Here is a 22,432-nt window from a genome sequence, read left to right as displayed (position 1 = left end):
GCGAAGGTTGGATTCTTGTAAAAGGAAAAGACTACTGTCCGGGCTGCGTGAGAAAACTTGGCCTTGCCCGCCCTGTGCGGCATAACCCAGAAAACGAAGTTTTCAATTGAAGGGAACAAGACAAAATGAACAACGAAAACATCGAACCTTGCGGCGGCTGCGGCGAAACCGACCCCGACAAGCGCTGCATGGGCTGCCGCCACCCTTTCACGCGTAGCGCCGCCCCCACTGCCGGGGATGCGGGGACGATTGATACGCCGGAGTTTCAAGAATTCATCGGCGCTTTGGTGAACAGCGAGTACGAAAATTACCTCGAATTCATGGGCAAGTTCGTCGCCCACATCACCAAGCACGTGGCCGATGAAAAGACACACGCCTACGGCCAGGGGTACGCCCAAGGCTGGCAGGACTTCGAAGCGCTGCGTGATCTCGGCGCCGCTACCGCACCAGTGAGCGGAGCGCCGGCTGATGGCGACGAGCTGTCGAAGCTGTGCGAAATTTTCGGCATCAAGGTGAGCGAAGGCAGTACGCCGATGTCAGCCATAGCCTGCCGCTTGAAAGACTTGCAGGACGCATTGGCCCGCGCCACGCTTCCCCCATCTGCGGGCGCACCAGCTACCGCCGCTGAGTACAAGGCGTGGCTGGAGTTGATGCGGGAATTCAGCGGTGACGACCGGCGTCACGTGGCAAAACTGCTGGCGCACAAATGGCATGTCACCGGCCTGATCCTGCAATCTGAAACGGGCACCGAACGGGTCGGTTCGGCGGCGGGCTCACCAGTGAGCGCAGCGGAACAGGCGGAAGATGAAGCGATTCATGATCTATTCGACCGTAGCGAATATCCGTCAGCAGCCGTGCAGGAACTGCCGGCGCTGCCTGCGCCGGACGTGATCAGCTACACGTACATAGGTGAGAATGACGCCTACAGCCCCGCCAGGATGCACGAATACGGCCGTACCGTCTTGGCAATGCGCCAGCCGCAGGGCGATGTATCTGAATGCATTGCCGCGTGCGAAGGAGTTCTCGCGCAGTCGGCTAACTACCGCTTCACCGGTACGACAGCCATTGGCATCAATGCCTGCATAACTGCTTTGCGCGCCCTCGCGGCCAAGCAGGCCGGAAAGGCGGGTGCGTGATCATGGACGTTCAATTCAGCCTGCCGTGGCACGTGACGTGCGCACTGGCTTGCCGGGCGCTGGCCCAGGGCCGAACGTTCGATCAGATCGTGGTGGATGCTATCGAGAAGGGAGTTATTTATGCAGGCGGCTGACGACAAAGACGCAGCAATGCGCGCGGAGTTCGAGGCGTGGGTTCGCACCGAGCTGAAGCTGCCCGACCACGTAAAGGTGGGGCCGCGCGGAGAGTTGGTGCTGACACCATGGGAGGCTTGGCAGGAGGCCACCCGCCGCGCCAGCGCAAGGAACGTTGCGCAGGACATCCGCGAGGCAGCCGAGCTATGGGAATGCGCGCTTTCCGAGGCAGCGATGTACGTAGATGCGCATTGCGTGGACGGCGAATTTCACTCCAACGCCATCATGACCATGAAGCGGCCCGTGATCCGCGCTGCTGCCGCGCCAGAAGAGAAGCCGGCCACCGTCCGGGTGCGCATCACCAGCGCGGGCCGCACGCACGAACTCGACGTCGAGCCGCGGCCGGGCATGTCGGAGCTGACCGGCCTGCTGCTGAACGCGATGGACCAGCTCAAGCGCCAGGGCATGCCCGTGGGTCACGTCACCGAAATCCGCTACGCAACGGAGGAACCATGCAAAAACTGATCGCCACCGGCGCCCTGCTCCTGGCCATCGCCGCGCCGGCCCGCGCCGGCCTGACCGCCGAGGAGAACGCCCGCGTCGTCGACCTGATCAAGAACCGGTACGCCCCCATGGGCTTGACCGCCGACGAGATCACGATTCTGGTCCGCGACCTGGGGAATCGCCTGATCGGCTACCACACCAACGCCGACGGCACCGTCACGTTCGTGTACGAGCGCCGCGACGGCAACGTCGTCGTCGAGCTGGGCCAGGTCTGCACCGTGCGGCTGGCCGCGCCGGCGCGCTGAAAACTAGTCCCGAATTGGAGAACAAGAGCATGAGTGAAACAGACCTGATTGAACGCCTTGCAACGGCGCTGGCCGAGCGGATACGCCCAACCATCCCGCTATCGGTAGACCTGTGGGACATTGCGACCATCGCCGCATACCTGAAGCGTGATCCTCAGTCGGTGCGGGAGCGCATGGCGTGCCTGCCGAGCTTCCCGAAGGCCATCCGCTTGCCAACCAAGAACGGCCGGTCCCACCCGCTGTATCATGCGGCCGAGGTGATCAAATGGGTCGAGGGGTACCGCGAGAAGCACTGAGCCCGGCGGGCGCGGCGGGGATCAGTCCAGCCGCGCCGCCAAGTTTTCGGCCGTCTCATTGTAGTAGGCCTGCAGCTGGTTCAGGTTCGTGTGCCCGACCATCCGCGCCAGCTCGAGCACGGACAGCTTCCGGGCGAGCCTGGTGATAGCCTCGTGCCGGCTATCGTGGAACGTCAGCCCTTCGACCAGCGCCTGGCCCTTGGCCTTCCGGAAAAGCGCGTCCAGCGTCGATGTCGAAATTCCGAAGACTGGATCTTGGCCGGGTGGCAGGAACGAAAGCAGCTCGCGTGCGCGCCTCGATAGCGGGACATCGCGCTTGCGTCCATTCTTCGTCATCGGCAGGTGGGCCACAGCGCCCTTCACATTTTCCTGGGTCAGCGCGCAGATTTCACCAGCCCGCATTGCTGTCTCGATCGCGAACAGAAACGCCACTGCCACCGCGCCCTTCTTCGTCGTGACTGGCCGCTCGTCGAAGCCCAGGTTCATGCAGAGCCGTTCGATTTCGTCGTCGCTGATGCGTCGATCGCGCGCAGGCGACTCCTTTGGCCGCCGCACTGATCCTGTCGGGCTGGCCTCGACCCATTTCCATTCCGTCTGCGCCGTTGAGAACACATGCGACAGCAGGTTCATGTCGCGGTTGACCGTCGAACCGGAAACGCCGTCCGGCCCGGCCATGCGCATGTCCCGCCAGGCGCCGAGCACCTCGGGCGTGATCTCCTCAAGCGCCATTGCCCCCAGGGCGCGGCCAAGAACCTCGTGCCTGGCGATCGCGGCCATGCGCACCTGCTCCCAGCGCTTGCCGCGCTTATGCGCCGAAACCTCGCGCTCGTAGCGGTCGAAAGCGTCCGACAACGTACGCTTCTGCCCGCCTCTGGCGCCGGCGCCTTGCCGCAGCTCGGTCTCGCGTTGCGCCGCCCAGGCGACTGCCTCGGCCTTCGTCGAGAAAGTCGCTGACTCGCGTACGTCAGCCACCCAGACCTGTACACGCCACACCGTTTTACCCTTCGCGGTGTCCTTCCTGAAGCTCGCCATTTTTCGTGATTGGTTCGTGAAATTTTCGTGGAGCGTACCAGAAAACGGTGGTTTTATGTGCGGAATTGCAGCTTTGATGAGCCGAGCCGAAAAGCCGTAAGTGCTTGATTCCGCTGGATATGAGGGGAAAATCGTAGAGTTTTGGAGGGGATTGGTGGTGCCTCGAGCCGGAATCGAACCGGCACGGCCTCACGGCCAACGGATTTTAAGTCCGGTGTGTCTACCAATTTCACCATCGAGGCACAGCCCGACATTATGACATGTCCGCGCTCCAAGTTCCAGAGCGGGATGGCGCTGCGTGCGTCGAGGGTGGAACCGCGCAGCGCGATCACTTGGCCTGCGCAGCAGGCAGGGGCGTGTGGCTCCGCTCCAGGTAGGCGCGCCTCAAGATTGCTTGCTCCGCCGCAGGGTGCTCAACGGCATCCCGGCGTAGTCTCACGCAGGCAGAGATGCTGTCCACGCCGTTGACATACAGTTCCTCGCATTTATGCTGCCCATGACCAATTTAAATTGAGCATTGGAAATCGTTTCATGGGATAATTCTTTTTACCAAAATACCATAAATGATGCCATGAGAGCATCACCAAACAGGGGAAAGCCATGAATACGCTGCACAGCCAGTCGCTCGACACCGCTGCGGAGTCGCCTATGCACGCACTGATCCGTACCGTCCTGCAAACCTTGCACCTGATGCCGCGGTCTCAATCTGGCTCGGCGGCTGCCGCGGAGGCGTCCCCCGCCGGCTTTCCGTACGAAAAATCGTTCGTGACAGAGGCGGAAGCCCGTGTCTTTGCCGATGCGCTGGTCAGCCAGGGATACCGGGTCGAAGTGCAGCAGGACATCTACGACTACTGCTGGTCGGTCGAAGTGTTCGCGGGCCAGCCGCAACGCGAGGACTGATGGGTACGGGCATGGCATCGCGCGCTTGACATCGACTGTCGGTTGCGCCATGCTGCACTGCACAACCCCACTGGGAGCGAGCATGCAGCCTGAGCGCCGAATGGATGTGCTGACGGCCGGCGAGATCGACCGTGCCATTGAAATCGACCGGATCGAGGGCGCCATCAAGGCGTGGCTGTACCTGGCCCAGCGCGGCGTCTCGCCGGATACGATCCGGCGCATCCTGTCCCTTGACGGCGCGACCGTCGGCGCGCGCCGTTCGTACGCACCACCCGCCGCCGGGCCCGACCTCCTACCGCATTGATGCACGCGTGCAGCGGCGTGGGCGACGAAGCGTTATGATGACGCTCCGCTAACCATCCCCTCTCGCCATGCCAGCCAACCCATCCAGCCTGCTCCGCCATGTCGTGCTGTTTGCGTTTCGTGACGATGCCGCCGCCGACGCGGTCGATGCCGTCGTCTCTGGTTTCCACGGACTACCTGCCGCGATCCCCGGCATCGTCACCTATGAATGGGGCACCAACGTCAGTCCGGAAGGCCTGAACGATGGCTTTACCCACTGCTTCACCTTGACGTTCGCCAGCGCCGAGGATCGTGACACCTACCTCAACCATCCAGCGCACCAACAATTTGTCGGCATGCTGGGCAGCTGCCTGGCGCGCTCCCTGGTGCTCGACTACTGGGCGCACTGACGTCGCCGCGGCGCTCCTGTCGCCGTCGTGTGTGCGCTTGGCAGGACAAGGCATCAATAGCTGGAAATAATGCCGAGCGTGAGCGCTGCGTTACCGGACAATATCATTGCGAATATGCTAGGATCGAGATGTAGTTTTTATAACTCAGCCAGCCGCTTCGCCGTACTGTGCAATGGGCGTCGGCTGATCAATGTTCAGCATATTCCATGAGGACGGACTAATGAAAAGAATCCTTTGCAGCTTGCTGTTGGCTGGTTGCAGTCTTGCGGCCGATATCACACAAGCCGCCCCCATCACGTTCACGACGGTCACGACAGGTGATGCCGGAAAATTCGATTTCTTTGCGGGAGATCGCGGGCTCGGCGACTTCCAGGGCATTGGACCTTTTACGCTGTCGGTGAGCGCAAACATTGACAATGCAGTCACGTGGAACTCGACCGTGCTTGACATTACACTGACTGCCGATGGCAAAACGAGCCGCATGCAGCAGGCCGGTTCGCTCGTCAGCTCCCTGTCGACTTTCACGGACAGCTCTGGCAAGGCGATAACCGTGCTCAGCCAGAGTTTTGATTCCAACTGGAGCGATTTCGGCCCGCGCTTCCACTTCTTCCAATCACTTCAATTCGACCCGCATGTGATTGACCCATGGCGGTTGTATGGCACGGGCGACGTACCACTGCAGAGCCTTGGCGGCCGGTTCTCGCTGGAGTTCTCATGGAGCAATGATGCCGCTGACGTTGGCTTCGGTACGGCATCGGGCGCTTACGATCACGGTACGCTGCAGGTCATCGGCCCCGTCCCGGAACCGACGTCCTATGCGATGCTGATCGCTGGCCTGGCAATGATCGGTTCGCTGGCCATGCGCCGCCGCGCCGGACCCATCGGCCAAGGCTACTGAGCCGGCCATAGCCCTCTCGATGCCTTTCGTGTGAAACGGGCACAGCCTCGGATTCAGGATGATTTCTCCTGGCGTCCGAAGTGGTGCCCGTAAGACGACCGCCGGCATGCACTGCAAGCGCCGGGACGCTGGGCAGCCGCGCAGCCTGCCAACCGGCGCGGCTGCGCAAAAATCAATTGCGCTTGCGACGGCCCGCGCAAGCGCCCAGTGCCCCCAGCCCGGCGAGCAGCATGCCGTAGGTGCCCGGCTCCGGCACCGAATTGACGATCATGCTGTCGTTCGAGGTGTGCAGTTCCCAGCCCAGGTAGCCAACCGCATGCGTGTAGAAGCGTACCGTCACGTTCGGGTAGCTGGCCCAGTTCAGCTGGTCGAGCGCGGCATTGAGCTGGGCGTAGTCCGTCGCGTTCGACGCCAGGTCGTAGGTCTGGGTGGAGATTTCGTGCGAGGCGCCGGCCACGCGGATCTGGTACAGCTCCGCATCGCCGCTGAACAGGCCGACATAGACGGCATTTTCCGTCGGCGACTCATAGCCCCAGCCCTGGTCGACCAGGCGTACACTCGTGTCGATGTCGAGGATTTCGTTGGTGCCGTACTGCAGCGAGATGCGACCGATTTCAAAAAGACCTGCGTTCTGATACCAATACTGGTCGGTCGACGACGCCGTGACCGATTGCGTGACTGCCAACGCCGGGACTGAAACAACACCGAGTAACGCGGCCATACGCAAACTCTGCATGATTTTCATGGTTTACCCCTGTTCGTTATTGGGAGACTGCCGCAAAAGTATGCATGACGTGCAGAGCTGCAAACGTATTTATTTGCTAGTGTGGCAATTCTGTGATTGCAAGTTGGAAGTCACGCGATGAAAACGGCGCGGTCCGCCGGCGGCACGAGGCGCCAATAAAAAAGCCGACCCTGGCGGATCGGCTTGCGGGATGACCCACGAGGCCCGCGGGCCTCGTTTCGCTACGATTATTGCAGCAGCGACAGCACCAGCGACGACTGGCTGTTGGACTGCTTCAGCATCGCGGTACCGGCTTGCAGCAGCATCTGGTTCGACGTCATGTTGGCCGATTCCGTCGCGAAGTCCACGTCCATGATGCGGCCGGATGCGTTCTTCGTGTTGGTCGAGATGCTCGACAGGTTGTTGTAGACGTGGTCCAGGCGGTTCGAGATCGCACCCAGCTTCGAGCGCATCGAGCCCACGGAGTCGATCGCGTCGGACAGGTTCTTGATCGTGGTGTTGGCATTGGTCGCGCCGGTCGCCGCGTCGGCGCCCGAGATTTCCGTGCCGGCCGAAGCGGCGGCGACGCCAGCGGCGCCGTCGTACTGCGTGGCGGCTGCCTTGATCTTGGTGTGCACGGCGGTCATTTCAGTGGTGAAATCTGCCGTCATCTTTTCATCCTTGTCCGAACCGATCTGGAACGTGATCGTCGTCGACAGCTTGCCCGTACCATCGGTCAGCAGGTTGGTGCCGCCGAACTTGGTGTTGGTCATGATGTTGCCCAGTTCGTTCGACAGGGAGTCGAATTCGGCCTGCATCGCGGCCTGGTCATCCTTGGTCGAGGAACCGTCGGCGGCTTGCGTGGCCAGGTCCTTCATGCGGTTCAGGATGTTGGTGGTCTCGTCCAGCGCGCCTTCGGCGGTCTGCATCAGCGAAATCGAGTTCTGGGTGTTGCGCATTGCCACTTGCATGCCGCTCGTCTGGGTCTTCAGGCGGGTAGCGATCTGCAGGCCGGCGGCATCGTCCATGGCCGAATTGATACGGTAGCCGGTCGACAGGCGGGTCATCGACGTCGACAGGGTGCTCTGGGTGCGGGTCAGCGAATTCTGTGCGGACAGCGCGGCGTTGTTGGTGTGAAGGCTCAGCATGTTGATTACTCCGTTAAGGTGTCGAGTTGGGAGCAGCTTTCTGCCCTCTCATGAGTACAAGACGACCGCTTCGGAGCGGGCATTAAATGCCCCGCGGAAAAATATTCGGATTTTTTGGCGCTGTTCGCGTTAATGATCAGCGACGCGGCGAAGGCCTATCAGGCCTTCGCACGCGAGGCCGGCCTCACCCACGAGGTCGTCAACGTGCGTGCGGGCATCAGCGCGCGCGGTGCCATCCATATCCAGAACGTGAATGGCTGGCACAGCCGCTTCAAGGGCTGGCTATACCGATTCCACGGAGTTGCCAGCCGCTACCTGGCCAACTATACCGGTTGGTGCCGGGTGCTGGATGCCGGGTGGCCAGCGACCCCATCCGATTGGCTGCGCATCGGGGTGGCGCCGGACAAATACAGCTCAGGCTGTCAATGACTTCGAAGCGCTGAAAAAGTTCCGTAACGAGGGGCAACCACCAGCAAAAGCGAACAGCGCCCTTTTTTCGCAGCCCGTGACGTTCCGCTAACCCGGCCTCGCAGCACCCGCCGGCGTGCTGGCCACGCCTTGCAACGAGCGCCGCACCACGCCGGCCAGCTCGGCCAGCTGGAAGGGCTTCTTCAATACCGTGCCCTCGCCCAGCGCGGCCTGGATCGCGGCCATGTCGGCATAGCCCGTCGCCACCAGCACGGGCAGGTCGGGGTAGCGCTCGCGCGCCGCGCGCGCCAGTTCGGCACCGGTCATCCCCGGCATCAGGTAGTCCGTCAGCACCAGGTCGGGCCTGGCCTGCTCCAGCGCCGCCAGGCCTTCGCTGCCGTTGGCCGCCTGGGTCACGTCGCAGCCGAGCGTCATCAGCGCGTCCGCCATGCCAGCCCGGACATTGTCGTCGTCCTCCACCAGCAACACGCGCGCGCCGGCCAGGGCGTCGCTGGCCAGCTCCGGCAGGCCAGCCTGCGCCGCCTGACGCGTGGCCGCTGGCAGCCAGATGGCGATCGTCGTGCCGGCGCCCGGCTGGCTGATCACCTGCGCCATGCCGCCGGACTGGTGCGCCATGCCGTACACCTGGCTGAGCCCCAGCCCCGTGCCCTTGCCGACACCCTTGGTGGTGAAGAACGGCTCGAACACGCGCGCCGCCACGTCCGCACTCATGCCGCAACCGTTGTCCGTGACGGCGATGCGCACGAACCCGCCGCCGGCCGTCAGCTCGGCGGGCGGCGCGGCGCGGCTGGCCTCGAACACGATGCGGCCACCGTCCGGCATCGCGTCGCGCGCGTTGATGGCCAGGTTCAGCAGTGCCATCTCCATCTGGCTGGCATCGGCCGTCACGCAGTCGACGTCATCCGCCACCCGCGCCTGCACATCGATCGACCTGCCCAGCAGCGGCCGGGCCATGCCGAGCACGGCCTCGAACAGCGCCTCGACGCGCAGCGGCGTCAGGTCCAGCGCCTGGTTGCGGGCAAACGCCAACAGCTGGGCCGTCAGCCTGGCGCCGCGCTCGCACGCGGCCTTGGCGGTTTGGGCGCGGCTGCGCACGGCCTCGTCCTTGCTGATCAGCAGGATCAGCTCCATCGTGCCCTGCACCACGTTCAACAGGTTGTTGAAGTCGTGCGCCACGCCGCCGGTCAGGCGACCCAGCGATTCCATCTTCTGGTACTGCACCATGGCCTGCTGGGCGCGCTCGCGCTCGATCGTCTCCCGCGTCAGCCGGTCGTTGGCCTCGGCCAGCGCCAGCGTGCGCTCGGCGACCCGCGCCTCCAGCGTGGCGTTCAGGCTGGCCAGCTGCGCCGACACGGCCTCGCGGTCGGCCAGCAGCTCGCGCGCTTCATATTGCCGGCGCCGCGCCCGCAGCGCCGATTCGGCGGCGCTGCCCAAGGTCGCCGCGCTGAGCGGCCGCTCCAGCAGCACCAGGTTGCCCAGCGCGGCCAGCGGGCCGGCGCCACCGCGCGGCAGCGCCGCCAGGCGCTTGCCCAGCAGGACGACGAACGGGAAGTCAGACCAGGGCGGCTGCTCGCGCAGGCATGCCAGCAGCGGCGCGAGGTCGGAGCGCAACAGCGCCTCTTCCGCGACGATGGCAGCCGCCGCCCCGGCCTGCACGGCCACCGTCAACGCAGCGCAATCGGCCACGATCTCGCAAGCAATGGCGTGCCGCGCCAGCACGCCGGCGATCACGTCGGCGTCGCGACCGTGCGGCGCCAGCACGAGCGCCCGTTGTTCCAGATCGCTAGCGCTCGCCATCGTCGCCCGTCGTCATCAGGGCCGTCTCGCCGCGGTACGTCGGCAGCCCTGTCAGGATGCCTTCAAAGCCTTGCAGCGGCGCACCGATGTCGATACCGCCGCTGTGCAGCCGCAATTCGTGGATCGTCAGCGCGTGGCTGGCCGTGCGGCTCTTGACCACGGTAATGGCGCGGCGCAGCTTGCCGCCCGCCTCGAAAAAGCGCAGCAGCACCGTGCAGTCGCTCAGGTAGCTGAGGTCGATGTCGCGGCGCACCTCGCCCACCAGGCCATGCTCGCCCAGCACCAGCATCGTCGTCACGCCTTTCTGGTTCAGGTAGGTCAGCAGCTCGCGCATCTGCAGCATCAGGAACTGCTCACCCGGCATCGCCTGCAGGTAGGCGTTCAGGCTGTCGATGGCCACGAAATGCACGGCATCGCGCTCGACCGCCTCCAGCAGCATGTGGGCGAACTGGCCGGGTGCCAGCTCGGCGGGATCGACATGGCGCACGGTCAGCGTGCCGCTGTCCAGGTACGGTTGCAGCTCCATGCCCAGGGCCGCGGCGCGGGCATAGAAAGTACCGAGCCCCTCGTCGAACAGGTAGAACGCCGCCCGTTCGCCGCGCGCTAGCGCCGCCACCATCGAGCGTACCGTGAGCGTGGTCTTGCCGACGCCGGACGGCCCCACCACCAGCGTGTTGGTGCCGGCCACCAGACCGCCGCCCAGCAGCTGGTCCAGCATCGGCGTGCCGCTGGGCCGGGGTACCGGCACGAAATCGCCCGCGTGCTCGGCCGCCACCAGGCGCGGGAACATGGTGATGCCGCCCCGTTCCAGCACGTAGTCGTGATAGCCGCCGCGGAAGCGGATGCCGCGCATCTTGACGATGTTGACGCGCCGGCGCTCCTTGCCGAATTCCTGGGCGATCTGCTCCAGGCTGACGACGCCGTGGGCAATGCTGTGCAGGTGCTGGTCGGTCTGGCTGGTCTTGTCGTCCAGCATGATCACCGTACAGGCGCGCGCGGCAAAGAATTGTTTCAGCGCCAGGATCTGGCGCCGGTAGCGCAGCGGATTTTGCGCCAGCAGGCGCATTTCGGACAGGCTGTCGAACACCACGCGCACCGGCTTGACGGCTTCGACCTGCTCCATGACGCCGCGCGTCGTCTCGCCCAGCTCCACCTCGGCCGGATACAGCACGGATTGCTGCGCATCGGGGTCCAGCATCGCGTCGCTGGCCAGTTCGAAGATGGCGATCGCGTCCAGCGACCAGCCATGGCTGTGGGCGACCGCATGCAGCTCGTCGGCCGTCTCCGACAGCGTGATGTACAGCCCCGCCTCGCCGTGCGCGGCCCCTTCCAGCAGGAACTGCAGGCCCAGCGTCGTCTTGCCGGTGCCCGGCGTGCCTTCGACCAGGTAGACACGGTCGGCCGTCAGGCCGCCGCACAGGATGTCGTCCAGCCCCGGTACCCCGGTGGCGATGCGGCGGGCCGGTGCCGGTGCCGCTCCGTTCGAACTTGCGCTTGCGCTCATTGATGCCCTTCTGCTGCCGCCGACGCGTGCGGCGGGGTTGCCGATACGGCGCCGCCAGGCGGCGCCGCGGAGTCCGGATTATAGATCGAAAGTTTCTTTCCAGCCTGTCGGGTTGCGAGAGCGGCGGCGGCCGGCCGCTGTCAGCAGGCCGTCATAAAGCGACGCTAAGCTGGCCAGACGAGTGCGAAAGGCCCCGAATGCTTCCCGACCCGCTGCCGCCCTGCCCCATCTCGCCGCCGGAGCGCCGTGCCGACGGCCGGCTGGCGCGTGTCGTGCACATCGGCGCCGCCATGATTCCCGCCTACGGCACCCTGCGCGCGGCCCGCTTCATGAGCGCGCGCGGCGTGCCGGCCCGGCTGCTGGTGCCGCTGCTGCGGCTGGGGGAACGGCGCCGCGGTGCCGGCGCCACACGGGCCCGGGCGACGCTGCCATGGCATCCGGCGCAGCGGCACGCCCGGGTGCCTGTGCCCGCCATCACAGCGGCGGCCGCCGGATCAGGCGTCGCAGCAACGCCAGCGAAGCGCCCGTGCTGACGGGTTGCCGGCCGGCGCCGCCGCGGCTCCTGACATGGCGGCGGCTGGCGCCGCCGTCCGCCGCCGGGGTCCGGCCCCGATAGATTCCCTCGCGTGTATTCCTCGACTGCATGGCTCCTCCTGCCGCGATTATTCGCAAGTCGCGCCCGCGCGTCCGCACGATAGCGGCGGGAAACGTGCGCCGGTGACGCCGTTCCGCCCAGCACAATGGGCGCAGCGCCACGGCGTCCCCCGCGCACGATTGCCAACAAGACACTGAACAGTAACCGCGATCACCTATACTTGCCATTTTTACCTCACGGATCAACCTCGTGGTCAGACTGCATTCCCCCATCCTCGACCGGCTCACCACGCTGACGCGCCAGATCGTCGAGGACACCGTGCTGCCGCATGCCGAGCAGGTCGACCGCGATGGCAGCTGGCCGGAGCACTCGATGCGCGCGTTCGCCCAGGCCGGCCTGCTGGGCCTGCAGGTGCCGGGCATCCTGGGCGGCCATGGCCAGGGCTTGCATGCCTTGTGCCACCTGACCGCCCTGATCGGCCAGGCCTGCCCGTCGTCCGCGCTGTGCTTCGGCATGCATTGCGTGGGCACGGCCGTCATCGCCGCCAAGGCCACCGACTACCAGCGCGACCATTACCTGCGCGAGATCGCGGCCGGCCGCCACATCACCACGCTGGCGCTGTCCGAAAGCGGCACCGGCGCCCACTTCTACCTGCCCGAGACGACGATGGCGGCGCAGGGCGATTGCTACCTGCTGAACGGCACCAAGCAGTTCGTCACCAACGGCGGCCGGGCCGACTCCTACGTCGTCTCGACGGTGGCCAGCGGCGGCGCCGCCGAGGGCGACTTCAGCTGCATGATCGTCGATGCCGGCACGCCCGGCCTGACCTGGCTGGCGCCATGGCACGGCTTCGGCATGCGCGGCAATTCCTCGCGCGGGCTGCGCCTGGCCGATGCCCCGGTGCCCGTGCAAAACCTGCTGGGCACCGAAGGCGACCAGGTCTGGTACGTGTTCGAAGTGGTGGCGCCCTACTTCCTGATGGCGATGGCGGGCACCTACCTCGGCATCGCGCAGGCGGCCGTGGACCTGGCCGGCGAGCACCTGCGCAACCGCCGCCACAGTCACACGGGCGGCACCCTGGGCGAGCTGGAAACGATGCAGACGCGTTACGCCGCGATGTGGGTGGCGCTGCAGAAGACGCGCGCGCTGGTGCTCGAGGCGGCCCAGCGCGGCGACGCCGGCGATCCGGAGGCGCTGCCGTACATCCTCGCCTGCAAGGCCGACGCGGGCGAGACGGCCGTGGCGCTGGCCAACGACGCGATGACGATCTGCGGCGGCGCGGCCTACCGCGACAACAGCCGCGTGGCCCAGCTGCTGCGCGACGCCCGCGCCAGCCATGTAATGTCGCCCACCACGGACATGCTGCGCATCTGGACCGGCCGCGCGCTGCTGGGCATGCCGCTGCTATGAGCGGGGGCGGCCCCATCATCCTGCTCGTCGGCGCCACGGCCGAGCCGGCGCAGCTGCCGGCAGTGCCGGCGCAAGCGGTCCTGGTGGCGCGCGGCGCCGCCGCCGTGCTGGCGAACGAAGCCGGCTGGCTGCCGGCCGCCACTGCGCTGTGCGTCATCGCGGCCTCGGTGGAACGGCCGGTGCCGCTGGCACGCCACCTGCGCCGGCATTGGCCCAGCGGCCGCATCGTGATCCTGGCGCACGACGCCGAAGCGCTGCGCGCCGAGCTGCGCCGCAGCCCGATGATCGGCGACGCCGTCGTGCTCGACCCGGCCGACCCGCAGCTGGGGCGCCAGCTGGGCCAGGCGCTGCAGGCGGCCGCCACCCAGCGGCGCCTGCGCACCACGCTGGACCGCGCCAACTCGCAGCTGGCCAGCCGCGCGGTCGACAGCACCGCGCTGCGGCGCATGGTGATCGCCGAAAGCTACCTGCGCGACTTCTGGGAGCAGTCGGCCGACGCCGTCATCGGCCTCGACGCCAATACCCAGGTGGTGTACTGGAACCGCCGCGCCAGCGAACTGCTCGATATCGCACCGGCCGACGCCACCGGCACCTACGCCCACGAGCTGCCGTTCTGGAACCCCGAGCTGGACGCCGCGCTGGCGCGCATGTCCGATGGCGCCGGCCGCACGGTGCTGGCGCTGCGCATCCGCGGCAGCGTCGAGCCCACCGAGGTGGCGCTGACGGCCATCCGCGACGGCGCCGTGATCGTCGGTGTGCTGTTGTCGCTGCGGCCGGCATCGAGCGTGCAGCGCGAGCTGCTGGCCGAGCGTGAACGCAGCCGCGCGGCCGTGGCGCTGGCGCAGGACAAGGCGCGCCAGCTGGCCAGCCTGTTCGAGCACGCGCCCGGCATCATGGCCGTGACGGCCGGGCCGGAACTTTCGTTCGAGATGGCCAACGAGTCGTTCGGCCGGCTGTTCGGCAGCCAGCCGCCGGCCGGCGCCACACTGGACGGCACGTTCCCCTGGCTGGCTGGCCAGCCGCTGCGCGACCTGTACGAACTGGCGCGCATCTCCGGCGAGGAGGTGGTCGCCGGCGCGGTGCCGCTGACGCGGCCCGGCGCGGCTGGCGACGTCTACCTGAACCTGGTGCTGAAACCCGTGCAGGAAGAGGACGGTGCCGGCCGCATCTTCCTGCAGGCCGACGACGTGACGGCGCAGGCCACGGCGGACGCCACGCGGCGCCGCCACCAGCAAGAGCTGGAACAGGCCGTGGCCCAGCGCACGCGTGAGCTGGAAGCGGCCCAGGCCGCGCTGTTGCAGGCACAGAAGATGGAGGCGATCGGCAAGCTGACCGGTGGCGTGGCCCACGATTTCAACAATATCCTGCAGGTCGTCGGCAGCAACCTGGAGCTGCTGGCGGCCGAGCATAGCGGCGACGCGGCGGCGCGCCAGCGCATCGCCAGCGCCATCGCGGCCGTGGAACGGGGCGCCCGGCTGTCCGGCCACCTGCTGGCATTCGCGCGCCGCCAGCCCCTGCAACCGACCGTGCTGGACCCCGGTGACGTGCTACGCGGCATGGAAGAGCTGCTGCGGCGCGCCATCGGCGCAGCCATCGCCGTGGAGATCTGCCTCGCGGCCGACCTGTGGGCCGTGCAACTCGACCGGGCGCAGCTCGAGAACGTGCTGCTCAACCTCGCCATCAACGCGCGCGATGCGATGGCGGGCAGCGGCAGCCTGACCATCGAGCTGGACAACGTGACGCTGGACGCATGCTATGCCGCCTGCCACGGCGACGTGGGCAGCGGCGACTACGTGCTGCTTGCCGTCTCCGACACCGGCGCGGGCATGACACCGGAAACCCGCGCGCGCGCGTTCGAGCCGTTCTTCACCACCAAGCCGGAAGGCCAGGGCACGGGCCTGGGGCTGTCGATGGTGTACGGCTTCATCAAGCAGAGCGGCGGCCACGTGGAGCTGTACAGCGAGGTGGGGCATGGCACCACCGTCAAGCTGTATCTGCCGCGCACGCGGCAGCCGGCGCAGCCGGCCGTGTCGGCCGCGCGCGCACCGCTGCGGGGCGGCGCCGAGACGATCCTGGTCGTCGAGGACGACGCGGACGTGCGCGCGGCCGTGGCCGACCAGTTGGCGGCGCTGGGTTACCACGTGCTGACGGCGCCGGACGCCCACGCCGCCTGGCGGCTGCTGCAGGACGGCGCCAGGCCCGCCCTGCTGTTCACCGACGTGGTGATGCCTGGCCCGCTGAGCAGCCCGGAGCTCGCGCGCCGCGCCACCACGCTGCTGCCCGGCCTGGCCGTGCTGTTCACCTCGGGCTATACGCAGAACGCGATCGTGCACGGCGGCCGCCTGGACGCCGGTGTCGAGCTGCTCAGCAAGCCGTACCGGCGCGACCAGCTGGCCGCGCGCGTGCGCGGGATGCTGGACGCGCGCAGCGGCGCCGCCGCCGCCGCGCCAGCGCCCGCCTGCGCCCGCGCCCGCGTGCTGGTCGTGGAGGACAACCCGGATGCGCTCGACCTCCTGTGCCAGATGGTCGAACTGGTCGGCTACGCGGCCACCGGCGCCAGCTCCGCCGAGCAGGCGCTGGCGCTGCTGGCGCAGGCCGACATCCTCCTGACGGACGTGCAGCTGCCGGGCATGTCCGGCGTCGATCTGGCGCACCACGCGCACGGCGCGCACCCGCACCTGCGCATCGTCTTCGCCACCGGCGTCCAGGCGCCGGCGCTGCCGTTCGCCAGCGGCGCCCTACGCAAGCCCTACACCATCGAGCAGCTGCGCCAGGCGCTGGCCGCGCCGTGAGACGGGGGCGGACCCGCCGGGCCCGCCCGCGGCATTTCAACGATACAGGAGCCCCCATGCCCGACACCACGTACAGCTACGACACCATCACCGCCAGCACGCTGGACACGATCACGGCCATCGCCGCCCAGGCGCGTGCGGCCGAACCGGTCGATCCGGACGCCTGCTGGGCCATGGCGCGCGGCGCCTTCCGCGCCTGGTGCGAACTGGTGGGCGACGCCGCCACCGAGGCGGATCGGGCCATGCTGGAACAGGTGTTCGAGGGCATCCCGCTGCGCGACCCGGCCTGCGCGGAAACGGCGCCGGGCAACTGGCGGCCAAGCCCGATCGTCGTGCTGTCGGCGGCCACGCCGCGCTGACGGCGACGTCCGGCGACGGCGCGCGCCCACCCGGCGCAATTGCGGCTATCATGACTCACGCCTGCCTGGCGGACCACCCGGCCAGCCGGCAGCGCGCGACAGGAGACGCCGATGAGTCTCGCGCCCTTACCTCTTGCCGTGCTGGTGGTCGATGCCGCCGGCGCCGTCGTCAGCTGGAACAAGGCCTTCGAACGGCTGGCCGGCTTCGGCGCGGATGTCGTGCGCGGGCGCGACCTGGCCGGCTTCGTCGAGTTCGACGAACCGGTCACGCTGTTCTCCCCCAGCGTGGCGCATGCCAACCTGGCCGGCCGCCTGCTGTGCGCGGACGGTCGCCACCTGCCGGTACGGCTGACCGTGGCACCGCAATCGCTCGACACCGAGGAACCGGGCAAATACAGCGTGATCGTGCTGCCGCTGGCCGGCCATGCGGCACCGCGCAACGCACTGCTGCAGGATTTCCCCGTTGCCGAACTGATCGAGAACCTGCCCTGCGTGTTCTACGTGATCGACCAGAGCGGCCACCTGCTGCTGTGGAACCGGCAGCTCGAGCACGTGCTGGAGCGGCCCGGCGAGGAACTGCCGACCACCGATGTGGGCATGTTCTTCGACGAACACGAACGCGCCATGGTGCGCGACAAGATCCTGGCCGCGTTCGAGCAAGGCAGCTCGTCGCACGAGGCGGAACTGGTCGGCAAGCACGGCAGGCGCACCACCTGCCTGTTCAACTGCGCCCGCACCAGCCTGGGCAACGTGCCCTGTGTATTCGGCACGGGCCTCGATATCTCGGCGCGCAAGAAGACGGAACAGGGCCTGCGCGTCAGCGAACGGGCGATGTATTCCAGCGTCAACGCGATCGTCATCACCTGTTGCGCCAACGGCGGGCACCTGATCGAATACGTCAATCCCGCGTTCGAGCAGATGACCGGCTATCTCCTTGCCGAGATCAAGGGGCGCGACCCGCGCTTCATGCGCATCGAGGGCTGCGACATGCACGAGCACGCGCGCATCCGCGCCGCGCTGCGAGCGCAGACCGGCGTGCGCGCGGTGCTGCGCAACGCGAAAAAGTCCGGCGAAATCTTCTGGAACGACCTGCGCATCGACCCCGTCATCAATATCGACGGCCAGGTGACGCACTTCGTGGCCGTGCTGAACGACGTGACGCAGGCGCGCCAGTACGAGCGGCGCCTGCACCACCTGGCCCACCACGACCCGCTGACGGGCCTGGCCAACCGCACGCTGCTGCAGGAGCGCCTGAAGCAGGCGCTGGATGCCGCGGCGCACGGCGGCCCGTCCGGGGCGCTGGCGTTCGTCGACCTGGACAATTTCAAGCACATCAACGATACCTTCGGCCACGACGCCGGCGACAACGTGCTGCGCGAGATCGCCGACCGCCTGCGCGCCGGCGTGCGCGAGCACGACACGGTGGCGCGGCTGGGCGGCGACGAGTTCGTGCTGCTGATCGCCGAGCAGCCTGGCGATACGGTCGTGGCGGACCTGCTGGAACGGCTGCGGCACTGCGTCGACCGGCCGATCCTGCTGGGCGGCCGCGAGCTGATCGCCGGCGGCAGCTTCGGCGTCGCCATGTTCCCGCGCGACGGCGACACGGTGGACCGCATCATGCGGGCGGCCGATGCCGCCATGTACCACGCCAAGACGCTCGGCAAGAACAACGTGCAGTTCTACTCGGCCGACCTGAGCCGCGTGGTGCACCAGCACCTGCTGCTGGAAGCGAACCTGAACCGCGCCATCCGCAACCGCGAGATGGTGCTGGGCTACCAGCCCAAGGTGGACCTGCGCACCGGCCGCATCGTCGGCGCCGAGGCGCTGGTGCGCTGGCACAGTCCCGAGCGCGGCGTGGTCGGCCCGGACAAGTTCATCCCCATCGCCGAGCAGACCGGCCTGATCGTGCCGCTGGGCGACTGGGTCATCGCCGAGGCCTGCGCCACGCTGCGCTCGCTGGCGGAACTGGGCGTCGGCCAGTTCGTCATTTCCGTCAACCTGTCGGCCCGCCAGTTGCGCCAGCGCCACTTCGTCGAGCGCCTGGCGGCGACGCTGCGCGAACACCGGATCGCGCCGAACGCGCTGGAGCTGGAGGTGACGGAAAGCCAGCTGATGGACAACCCGGCCGAGGCGCTGGAAGCGCTGGCGCAGCTGAAGACGCTGGGCGTGCGCCTGTCCATCGACGATTTCGGCACGGGCTATTCGAGCCTGTCGTACCTGCAGAAGTTCCCGGTGGACGTGATCAAGATCGACCGTTCGTTCCTGGGCGACGTGGCCAGCGACGGCAACGCCGTCATCACGCGCGCCATCATCGCGCTGGGGCACAATCTGAAGCTGGAGGTGATCGCCGAGGGCGTTGAAACGCGCGAGCAGCTGGCCTTCCTGCAGGACCACGAATGCGACCAGATGCAGGGCTACTACTTCAGCCCGGCGCTGCCGCAGGACCGCCTCAGCAGCATGGTCTGCAGCGGGGTGCGGATGGCGCTGTAGCGGGGCGGGCTTGCGCCGCTCCAAGGGAGATCGCCGCCACCGGGAGCGTGCGTCCCGCCGCCCTACATCGCCTGCACCGCGTCGGCGCTCTTCGGCACGCCCAGGCGTCCCAGCACCGCCAACGTGCCGTCCGGCCGGACGGTCGCCACCAGCATCTCGCCCTGCGCCAGCTTGTCTCCCGTCAGCGCCTGGATATTGACGTCGTGCGTGACCAGCACCAGGTTGCCGGGCACCCCGCCCTGCCCGGCCTGCGCGGCCAGCGTCCGGCGCAGCTCGGCCAGCTTGCGCGTGCGCCCGTCGTCGCCGTCGCCCATCATCGAATCGAGCATCGGCACGGGCTCGGCGCGGCCAAAGGCGAGGCGTGCCGTGTCCTGGCAGCGGCACCAGCGGCTCGACAGCACGCGCGCCACCGGCACGCCGTGCTGGCGCATGGCGGCGCCCAACGCCCGCGCATCCTCGCGGCCCGGCAGCGACAGGTTGCGCTGGGTAGCGCAATCGCCCAGCGTGAAGCCGGGCGGATCGCCGATACCCGGTTCGGTGGCGGCATGGCGCACCACCAGGACGTGGCCACCGGCCTGCAGGCGGCGCCACAGCTCATCGGGCGTGGCGGCCCAGGCCGGGCCAAGGCACGACAGCAGAAGCCAATAGAGGAGAATGCGGCGCGCCATGGAACCTCCGGTCGGAATGGTCGAAAACGACACCTTACGCCGGTTGCTCCGGGCCGGTGCGGCATTTTCGCTACAGACGCGTTGCCGCGCCGTCCGGGGTCTGCCGGGCCGCCCGCAAGGGCGCCAAGCCAAGGAGAATCAAGGGGAATTTTCAGCCTGCAGCACACCTCTTTGCGCACCAGAACGGCGAGCCGGGGTCGGACCCGGCGGGTCCGACCCCGGTTTCTGGTCCGGGGTTGCGGGATGCGCGACCGGCCCAACGCGTTCTACATACTTCACCTGACGGCATCAGGCCAGAGCGCAGGCGGCTCAGCCGTCGCGACACTGCTCGACGCTGACGCCATCGCGTCCCGCTTCCTTGGTGCGGTACAGCGCCCGGTCGGCCGCCTCCGCCAGGGCGCGGCGCTCCGGCCGTGCGCTCCAGCCGATGCCGATGCTGGCCGTGACGGGCAGGATGCGGCCCTCGACGAAGAAGCTGGGGCGGATCGCGTCCAGCAGCTTGCGCCCGATGGTCGCGCACTCGGCCGCCGTGTGCACCTGTTCCAGCACGATGACGAATTCGTCGCCGGCCAGCCGCGCCACCGCGTCGGTCACGCGCACGCTGGCCGCCAGGCGCTGGCCGAATTCGCGCAGCACGGCGTCGCCGGCACCGTGGCCCAGGGTGTCGTTGATCTGCTTGAAATGGTCGACGTCCAGGCTGGCCAGCGCGAGCGCGCTGCCGTTGCGGTGCGCGCGGTCGATCGCCTGCGCCAGCCGCTGCTCGTGGGCGCGCCGGTTCGGCAGGCCGGTCAGATGGTCCGTGTGCGCCAGCGCATGCAGCTGGCGCTCGTGCTCGCGCGCCGCCGTCATGTCGGTCGAAAACACGTAGGCGCCCAGCACCACGCCGTCGCGCACGTGCGGGATGTAGCTGGACCGGATCACGCGGCTGTGGCCATAGCGGCGCACCTCGCCTTCCACCACGCGCGCGCTGCCCGCCATGCACGCTTCCAGCGCGGCGCGCCGTTCGCCGTAGAACAACTCGCCCATCGCCTCCGCCACCGTGCGGCCCAGCATCGCGGCCGGGTCCAGGCCCAGCCAGTCGGCATAGCGTTCGTTGGCGAAGCGGTAGCGCAGGTCGGGGCCGATGTAGGCGATCAGCGCCGGCACGTTGTCGGCGATCGTGCGCAGCCGCTCCTCGCTCTCGACGATGCGGCCGCGCGACTCGGCCAGGTCGGTTACGTCATTGATGGCGACCACCGCGCCCAGGCGCTCGCCGCGCGGCCCGGTCAGCGGCCGGCCACTGACGAGGGTCAGGCGCGGCTTCATGTCCGCCACCACCACCTCGACGGGCACATTGACGACGCTCTCGCCGCGCAGCGCGCGCCGCAGTGGCACCATGTCGTCGGGCAGCGCGTCCAGGCTGCCCGGCTGGCGCAGCTGGTGGCTGCCGAACCAGCGCCCGTCCGGCAGCGACGGCGGCACCCCGGCCGGTGCCGGCGGCAGGTTGTGCAGCTTGCGGGCGGCGCGGTTGAACAGCGTGATGGCGCCGGCCGCGTCGCACGCGACCACACCCACGTCGACCGCCTCCAGCACCGCGTCGAGCAGTTGCTCCTTGGCGCGCAGGGCTTGCTGGGCCGCGATGCGTGCTGAAACGTCCTGCAGGAACGCGGCCAGGAAACGCTGGCCGTCCACCTCGAAATGGTTGATCGACATCTCGACGATGCGCTCGTCGCCGGCGCGCGTGAGCGCCGGCAGTTCCAGCAGCTGGCTGCACATGGCCGCGTCGCCCGTGATCTGGAAGCGCGCCATGCCGGCGTCATGGCGCTCGCGCAGCCGCGCCGGCACGATCAACGTGCCCACGTTCTGCCCCAGCGCCTCGGCCCGGCTCCAGCCGAACAGCTTCTCGGCGGCCGGGTTCCACTCGGTGATGCGCTGTTCCTCGTCGATGCCGACAAAGGCGGCCAGGCAGGTGTCGATGACGTTGCGCACGCGCTGCTTGTTGTGGCGCAGGCTGCTTTCGACCTGCTCGCGGCGCGCGATCTCCTGGCGCAGCAATTCGTTGTTGTCGTGCAGTGCGCGCGTGCGCTCCAGCACGCGCGCTTCCAGGTGTTCGTTCAGTTCGCGCAGGCCGGCCTCGGCGGCATCGCGTGCGCGCACCAGCAGGTCGCGGTTCAGCTCCTCCTGCACCAGCGCCGCCAGGTCGCGCAGCAGCCGCAGCGCTTGGGCGTCGAACGCGCGCGGCACCGTGTCGATCACGCACAACGTGCCCAGCGGCTCGCCACCCACGCTGTACACCGGCTGGCCGGCGTAGGCACGCACGCCGGGCGCACCGGTGACGAGCGGATTGTCGCAAAAGCGCTGGTCCAGCCGGGCATCCGGCACGACCAGCGTGTCGCCGGCCGCGATCGCATGGCTGCAGAAGGCGATCGAGCGCGGCGTGGCGCAGGCATCGAGGCCCACCCGCGACTTGAACCACTGCCGTTCGGCGTCGACCAGGACGAACGCGGCGATCGGCACCCGCAACGCGGCGGCGGCCAGGCGCGTGTAGCGGTCGAAGCGCTCTTCGGCTGGGGTATCGAGAATCGCAAGCTGACGCAGCGCGGCAAGGCGCGCCGCTTCGGTGCAATGATGTTGTTCGGACATGGCCGCTCCTTACCGCA

The 22,432-nt window shown here is 67.8% G+C and carries 21 protein-coding genes, 1 tRNA gene and 1 pseudogene; 15 read left to right on the top strand and 8 right to left on the bottom strand.

Annotated features, from left to right (window positions below):
* Window positions 1-125: 125 nt before the first annotated feature.
* Genes E7V67_011340 through E7V67_011320 form a run of 5 tightly spaced genes read left to right on the top strand, consistent with a single transcriptional unit; the run spans window position 126 to window position 2,355 of the window.
* Window positions 126-1,136: a hypothetical protein gene (locus tag E7V67_011340; GenBank protein WUR15663.1), complete on the top strand. Its 1,011-nt coding sequence runs from the start codon at window positions 126-128 to the stop codon at window positions 1,134-1,136.
* 2 nt (window positions 1,137-1,138) lie between these two features.
* Window positions 1,139-1,270, top strand: coding sequence for a hypothetical protein (locus E7V67_011335; protein ID WUR15662.1), 132 nt, complete (start codon window positions 1,139-1,141; stop codon window positions 1,268-1,270).
* Entirely contained in the window at window positions 1,257-1,775 is a 519-nt protein-coding gene (locus E7V67_011330; protein WUR15661.1) for a hypothetical protein, read from the top strand. The genes E7V67_011335 and E7V67_011330 overlap by 14 nt, the downstream gene beginning before the upstream one ends.
* Window positions 1,763-2,059 carry a hypothetical protein gene (locus tag E7V67_011325; protein WUR15660.1) on the top strand — a complete coding sequence of 99 codons (297 nt, stop codon included), beginning with the start codon at window positions 1,763-1,765 and terminating at the stop codon, window positions 2,057-2,059. Before E7V67_011330 ends, E7V67_011325 begins: the two co-directional genes overlap by 13 nt.
* A gap of 29 nt (window positions 2,060-2,088) precedes the next feature.
* Window positions 2,089-2,355, top strand: coding sequence for a hypothetical protein (locus E7V67_011320; GenBank protein WUR15659.1), 267 nt, complete (start codon window positions 2,089-2,091; stop codon window positions 2,353-2,355).
* Window positions 2,356-2,376: 21 nt separating this feature from the next.
* On the opposite strand, the gene E7V67_011315 is transcribed toward E7V67_011320, so the two are convergent.
* Together E7V67_011315 and E7V67_011310 are read right to left on the bottom strand one after the other, a co-directional pair.
* The gene (locus E7V67_011315) at window positions 2,377-3,387 is read right to left on the bottom strand and encodes a site-specific integrase (GenBank protein WUR15658.1); all 1,011 of its coding nucleotides are present in this window, start codon (window positions 3,385-3,387) and stop codon (window positions 2,377-2,379) included.
* 155 nt (window positions 3,388-3,542) lie between these two features.
* Window positions 3,543-3,629, bottom strand: a tRNA-Leu gene (locus tag E7V67_011310).
* A 358-nt stretch (window positions 3,630-3,987) separates the two neighbouring features.
* Here E7V67_011310 and E7V67_011305 point away from each other — a divergent pair.
* From E7V67_011305 to E7V67_011290, 4 genes are all read left to right on the top strand, one after another.
* Entirely contained in the window at window positions 3,988-4,287 is a 300-nt protein-coding gene (locus tag E7V67_011305) for a hypothetical protein (GenBank protein ID WUR15657.1), read from the top strand.
* An 82-nt stretch (window positions 4,288-4,369) separates the two neighbouring features.
* A complete protein-coding gene (locus E7V67_011300; protein WUR15656.1) occupies window positions 4,370-4,591 on the top strand; it encodes a hypothetical protein in 222 nt (73 codons plus the stop codon).
* 67 nt (window positions 4,592-4,658) lie between these two features.
* Window positions 4,659-4,979 carry a Dabb family protein gene (locus E7V67_011295; protein ID WUR15655.1) on the top strand — a complete coding sequence of 107 codons (321 nt, stop codon included), beginning with the start codon at window positions 4,659-4,661 and terminating at the stop codon, window positions 4,977-4,979.
* A 220-nt stretch (window positions 4,980-5,199) separates the two neighbouring features.
* Window positions 5,200-5,877 (top strand): PEP-CTERM sorting domain-containing protein, encoded by a 678-nt coding sequence (locus E7V67_011290; protein ID WUR15654.1) that lies wholly within the window; start codon window positions 5,200-5,202, stop codon window positions 5,875-5,877.
* A 172-nt stretch (window positions 5,878-6,049) separates the two neighbouring features.
* Here E7V67_011290 and E7V67_011285 read toward each other — a convergent pair whose 3' ends face one another.
* Complete coding sequence (locus tag E7V67_011285; protein WUR15653.1) at window positions 6,050-6,598, bottom strand: PEP-CTERM sorting domain-containing protein; 549 nt, start codon at window positions 6,596-6,598, stop codon at window positions 6,050-6,052.
* Between the two features lie 251 nt (window positions 6,599-6,849).
* Window positions 6,850-7,749, bottom strand: coding sequence for a flagellin (locus tag E7V67_011280; protein WUR15652.1), 900 nt, complete (start codon window positions 7,747-7,749; stop codon window positions 6,850-6,852).
* A 129-nt stretch (window positions 7,750-7,878) separates the two neighbouring features.
* Here E7V67_011280 and E7V67_011275 point away from each other — a divergent pair.
* Window positions 7,879-8,178: pseudogene (locus E7V67_011275) on the top strand (IS1595 family transposase).
* 87 nt (window positions 8,179-8,265) lie between these two features.
* Here the strand turns inward: E7V67_011275 and E7V67_011270 are convergent.
* Both E7V67_011270 and E7V67_011265 read right to left on the bottom strand, forming a co-directional pair.
* The gene (locus E7V67_011270) at window positions 8,266-9,975 is read right to left on the bottom strand and encodes a response regulator (GenBank protein WUR15651.1); all 1,710 of its coding nucleotides are present in this window, start codon (window positions 9,973-9,975) and stop codon (window positions 8,266-8,268) included.
* Complete coding sequence (locus E7V67_011265) at window positions 9,962-11,479, bottom strand: ATPase domain-containing protein (GenBank protein ID WUR15650.1); 1,518 nt, start codon at window positions 11,477-11,479, stop codon at window positions 9,962-9,964. Before E7V67_011265 ends, E7V67_011270 begins: the two co-directional genes overlap by 14 nt.
* Window positions 11,480-11,676: 197 nt before the next feature.
* Between E7V67_011265 and E7V67_011260 the strand changes: the two genes are divergently transcribed.
* From E7V67_011260 to E7V67_011240, 5 genes are all read left to right on the top strand, one after another.
* The gene (locus E7V67_011260) at window positions 11,677-12,012 is read left to right on the top strand and encodes a hypothetical protein (protein WUR15649.1); all 336 of its coding nucleotides are present in this window, start codon (window positions 11,677-11,679) and stop codon (window positions 12,010-12,012) included.
* 311 nt (window positions 12,013-12,323) lie between these two features.
* On the top strand, window positions 12,324-13,484 hold the full coding sequence (locus E7V67_011255; protein WUR15648.1) for an acyl-CoA dehydrogenase family protein: 1,161 nt from the start codon (window positions 12,324-12,326) through the stop codon (window positions 13,482-13,484).
* Entirely contained in the window at window positions 13,481-16,276 is a 2,796-nt protein-coding gene (locus tag E7V67_011250) for a response regulator (protein ID WUR15647.1), read from the top strand. Before E7V67_011255 ends, E7V67_011250 begins: the two co-directional genes overlap by 4 nt.
* 56 nt (window positions 16,277-16,332) lie before the next feature.
* Window positions 16,333-16,635 (top strand): hypothetical protein, encoded by a 303-nt coding sequence (locus E7V67_011245; protein ID WUR15646.1) that lies wholly within the window; start codon window positions 16,333-16,335, stop codon window positions 16,633-16,635.
* 111 nt (window positions 16,636-16,746) lie between these two features.
* Window positions 16,747-19,125 carry an EAL domain-containing protein gene (locus E7V67_011240; GenBank protein WUR15645.1) on the top strand — a complete coding sequence of 793 codons (2,379 nt, stop codon included), beginning with the start codon at window positions 16,747-16,749 and terminating at the stop codon, window positions 19,123-19,125.
* Between the two features lie 62 nt (window positions 19,126-19,187).
* Here E7V67_011240 and E7V67_011235 read toward each other — a convergent pair whose 3' ends face one another.
* Window positions 19,188-19,793: a histidine phosphatase family protein gene (locus E7V67_011235; GenBank protein ID WUR15644.1), complete on the bottom strand. Its 606-nt coding sequence runs from the start codon at window positions 19,791-19,793 to the stop codon at window positions 19,188-19,190.
* A gap of 309 nt (window positions 19,794-20,102) precedes the next feature.
* Window positions 20,103-22,415 carry a diguanylate cyclase gene (locus tag E7V67_011230; GenBank protein ID WUR15643.1) on the bottom strand — a complete coding sequence of 771 codons (2,313 nt, stop codon included), beginning with the start codon at window positions 22,413-22,415 and terminating at the stop codon, window positions 20,103-20,105.
* Between the last annotated feature and the right edge of the window lie 17 nt (window positions 22,416-22,432).

The organism is [Empedobacter] haloabium, from assembly GCA_008011715.2.
Lineage (GTDB): Bacteria > Pseudomonadota > Gammaproteobacteria > Burkholderiales > Burkholderiaceae_D > Rugamonas > Rugamonas haloabia.
This window is presented reverse-complemented; position numbering and strand designations above follow the sequence as displayed.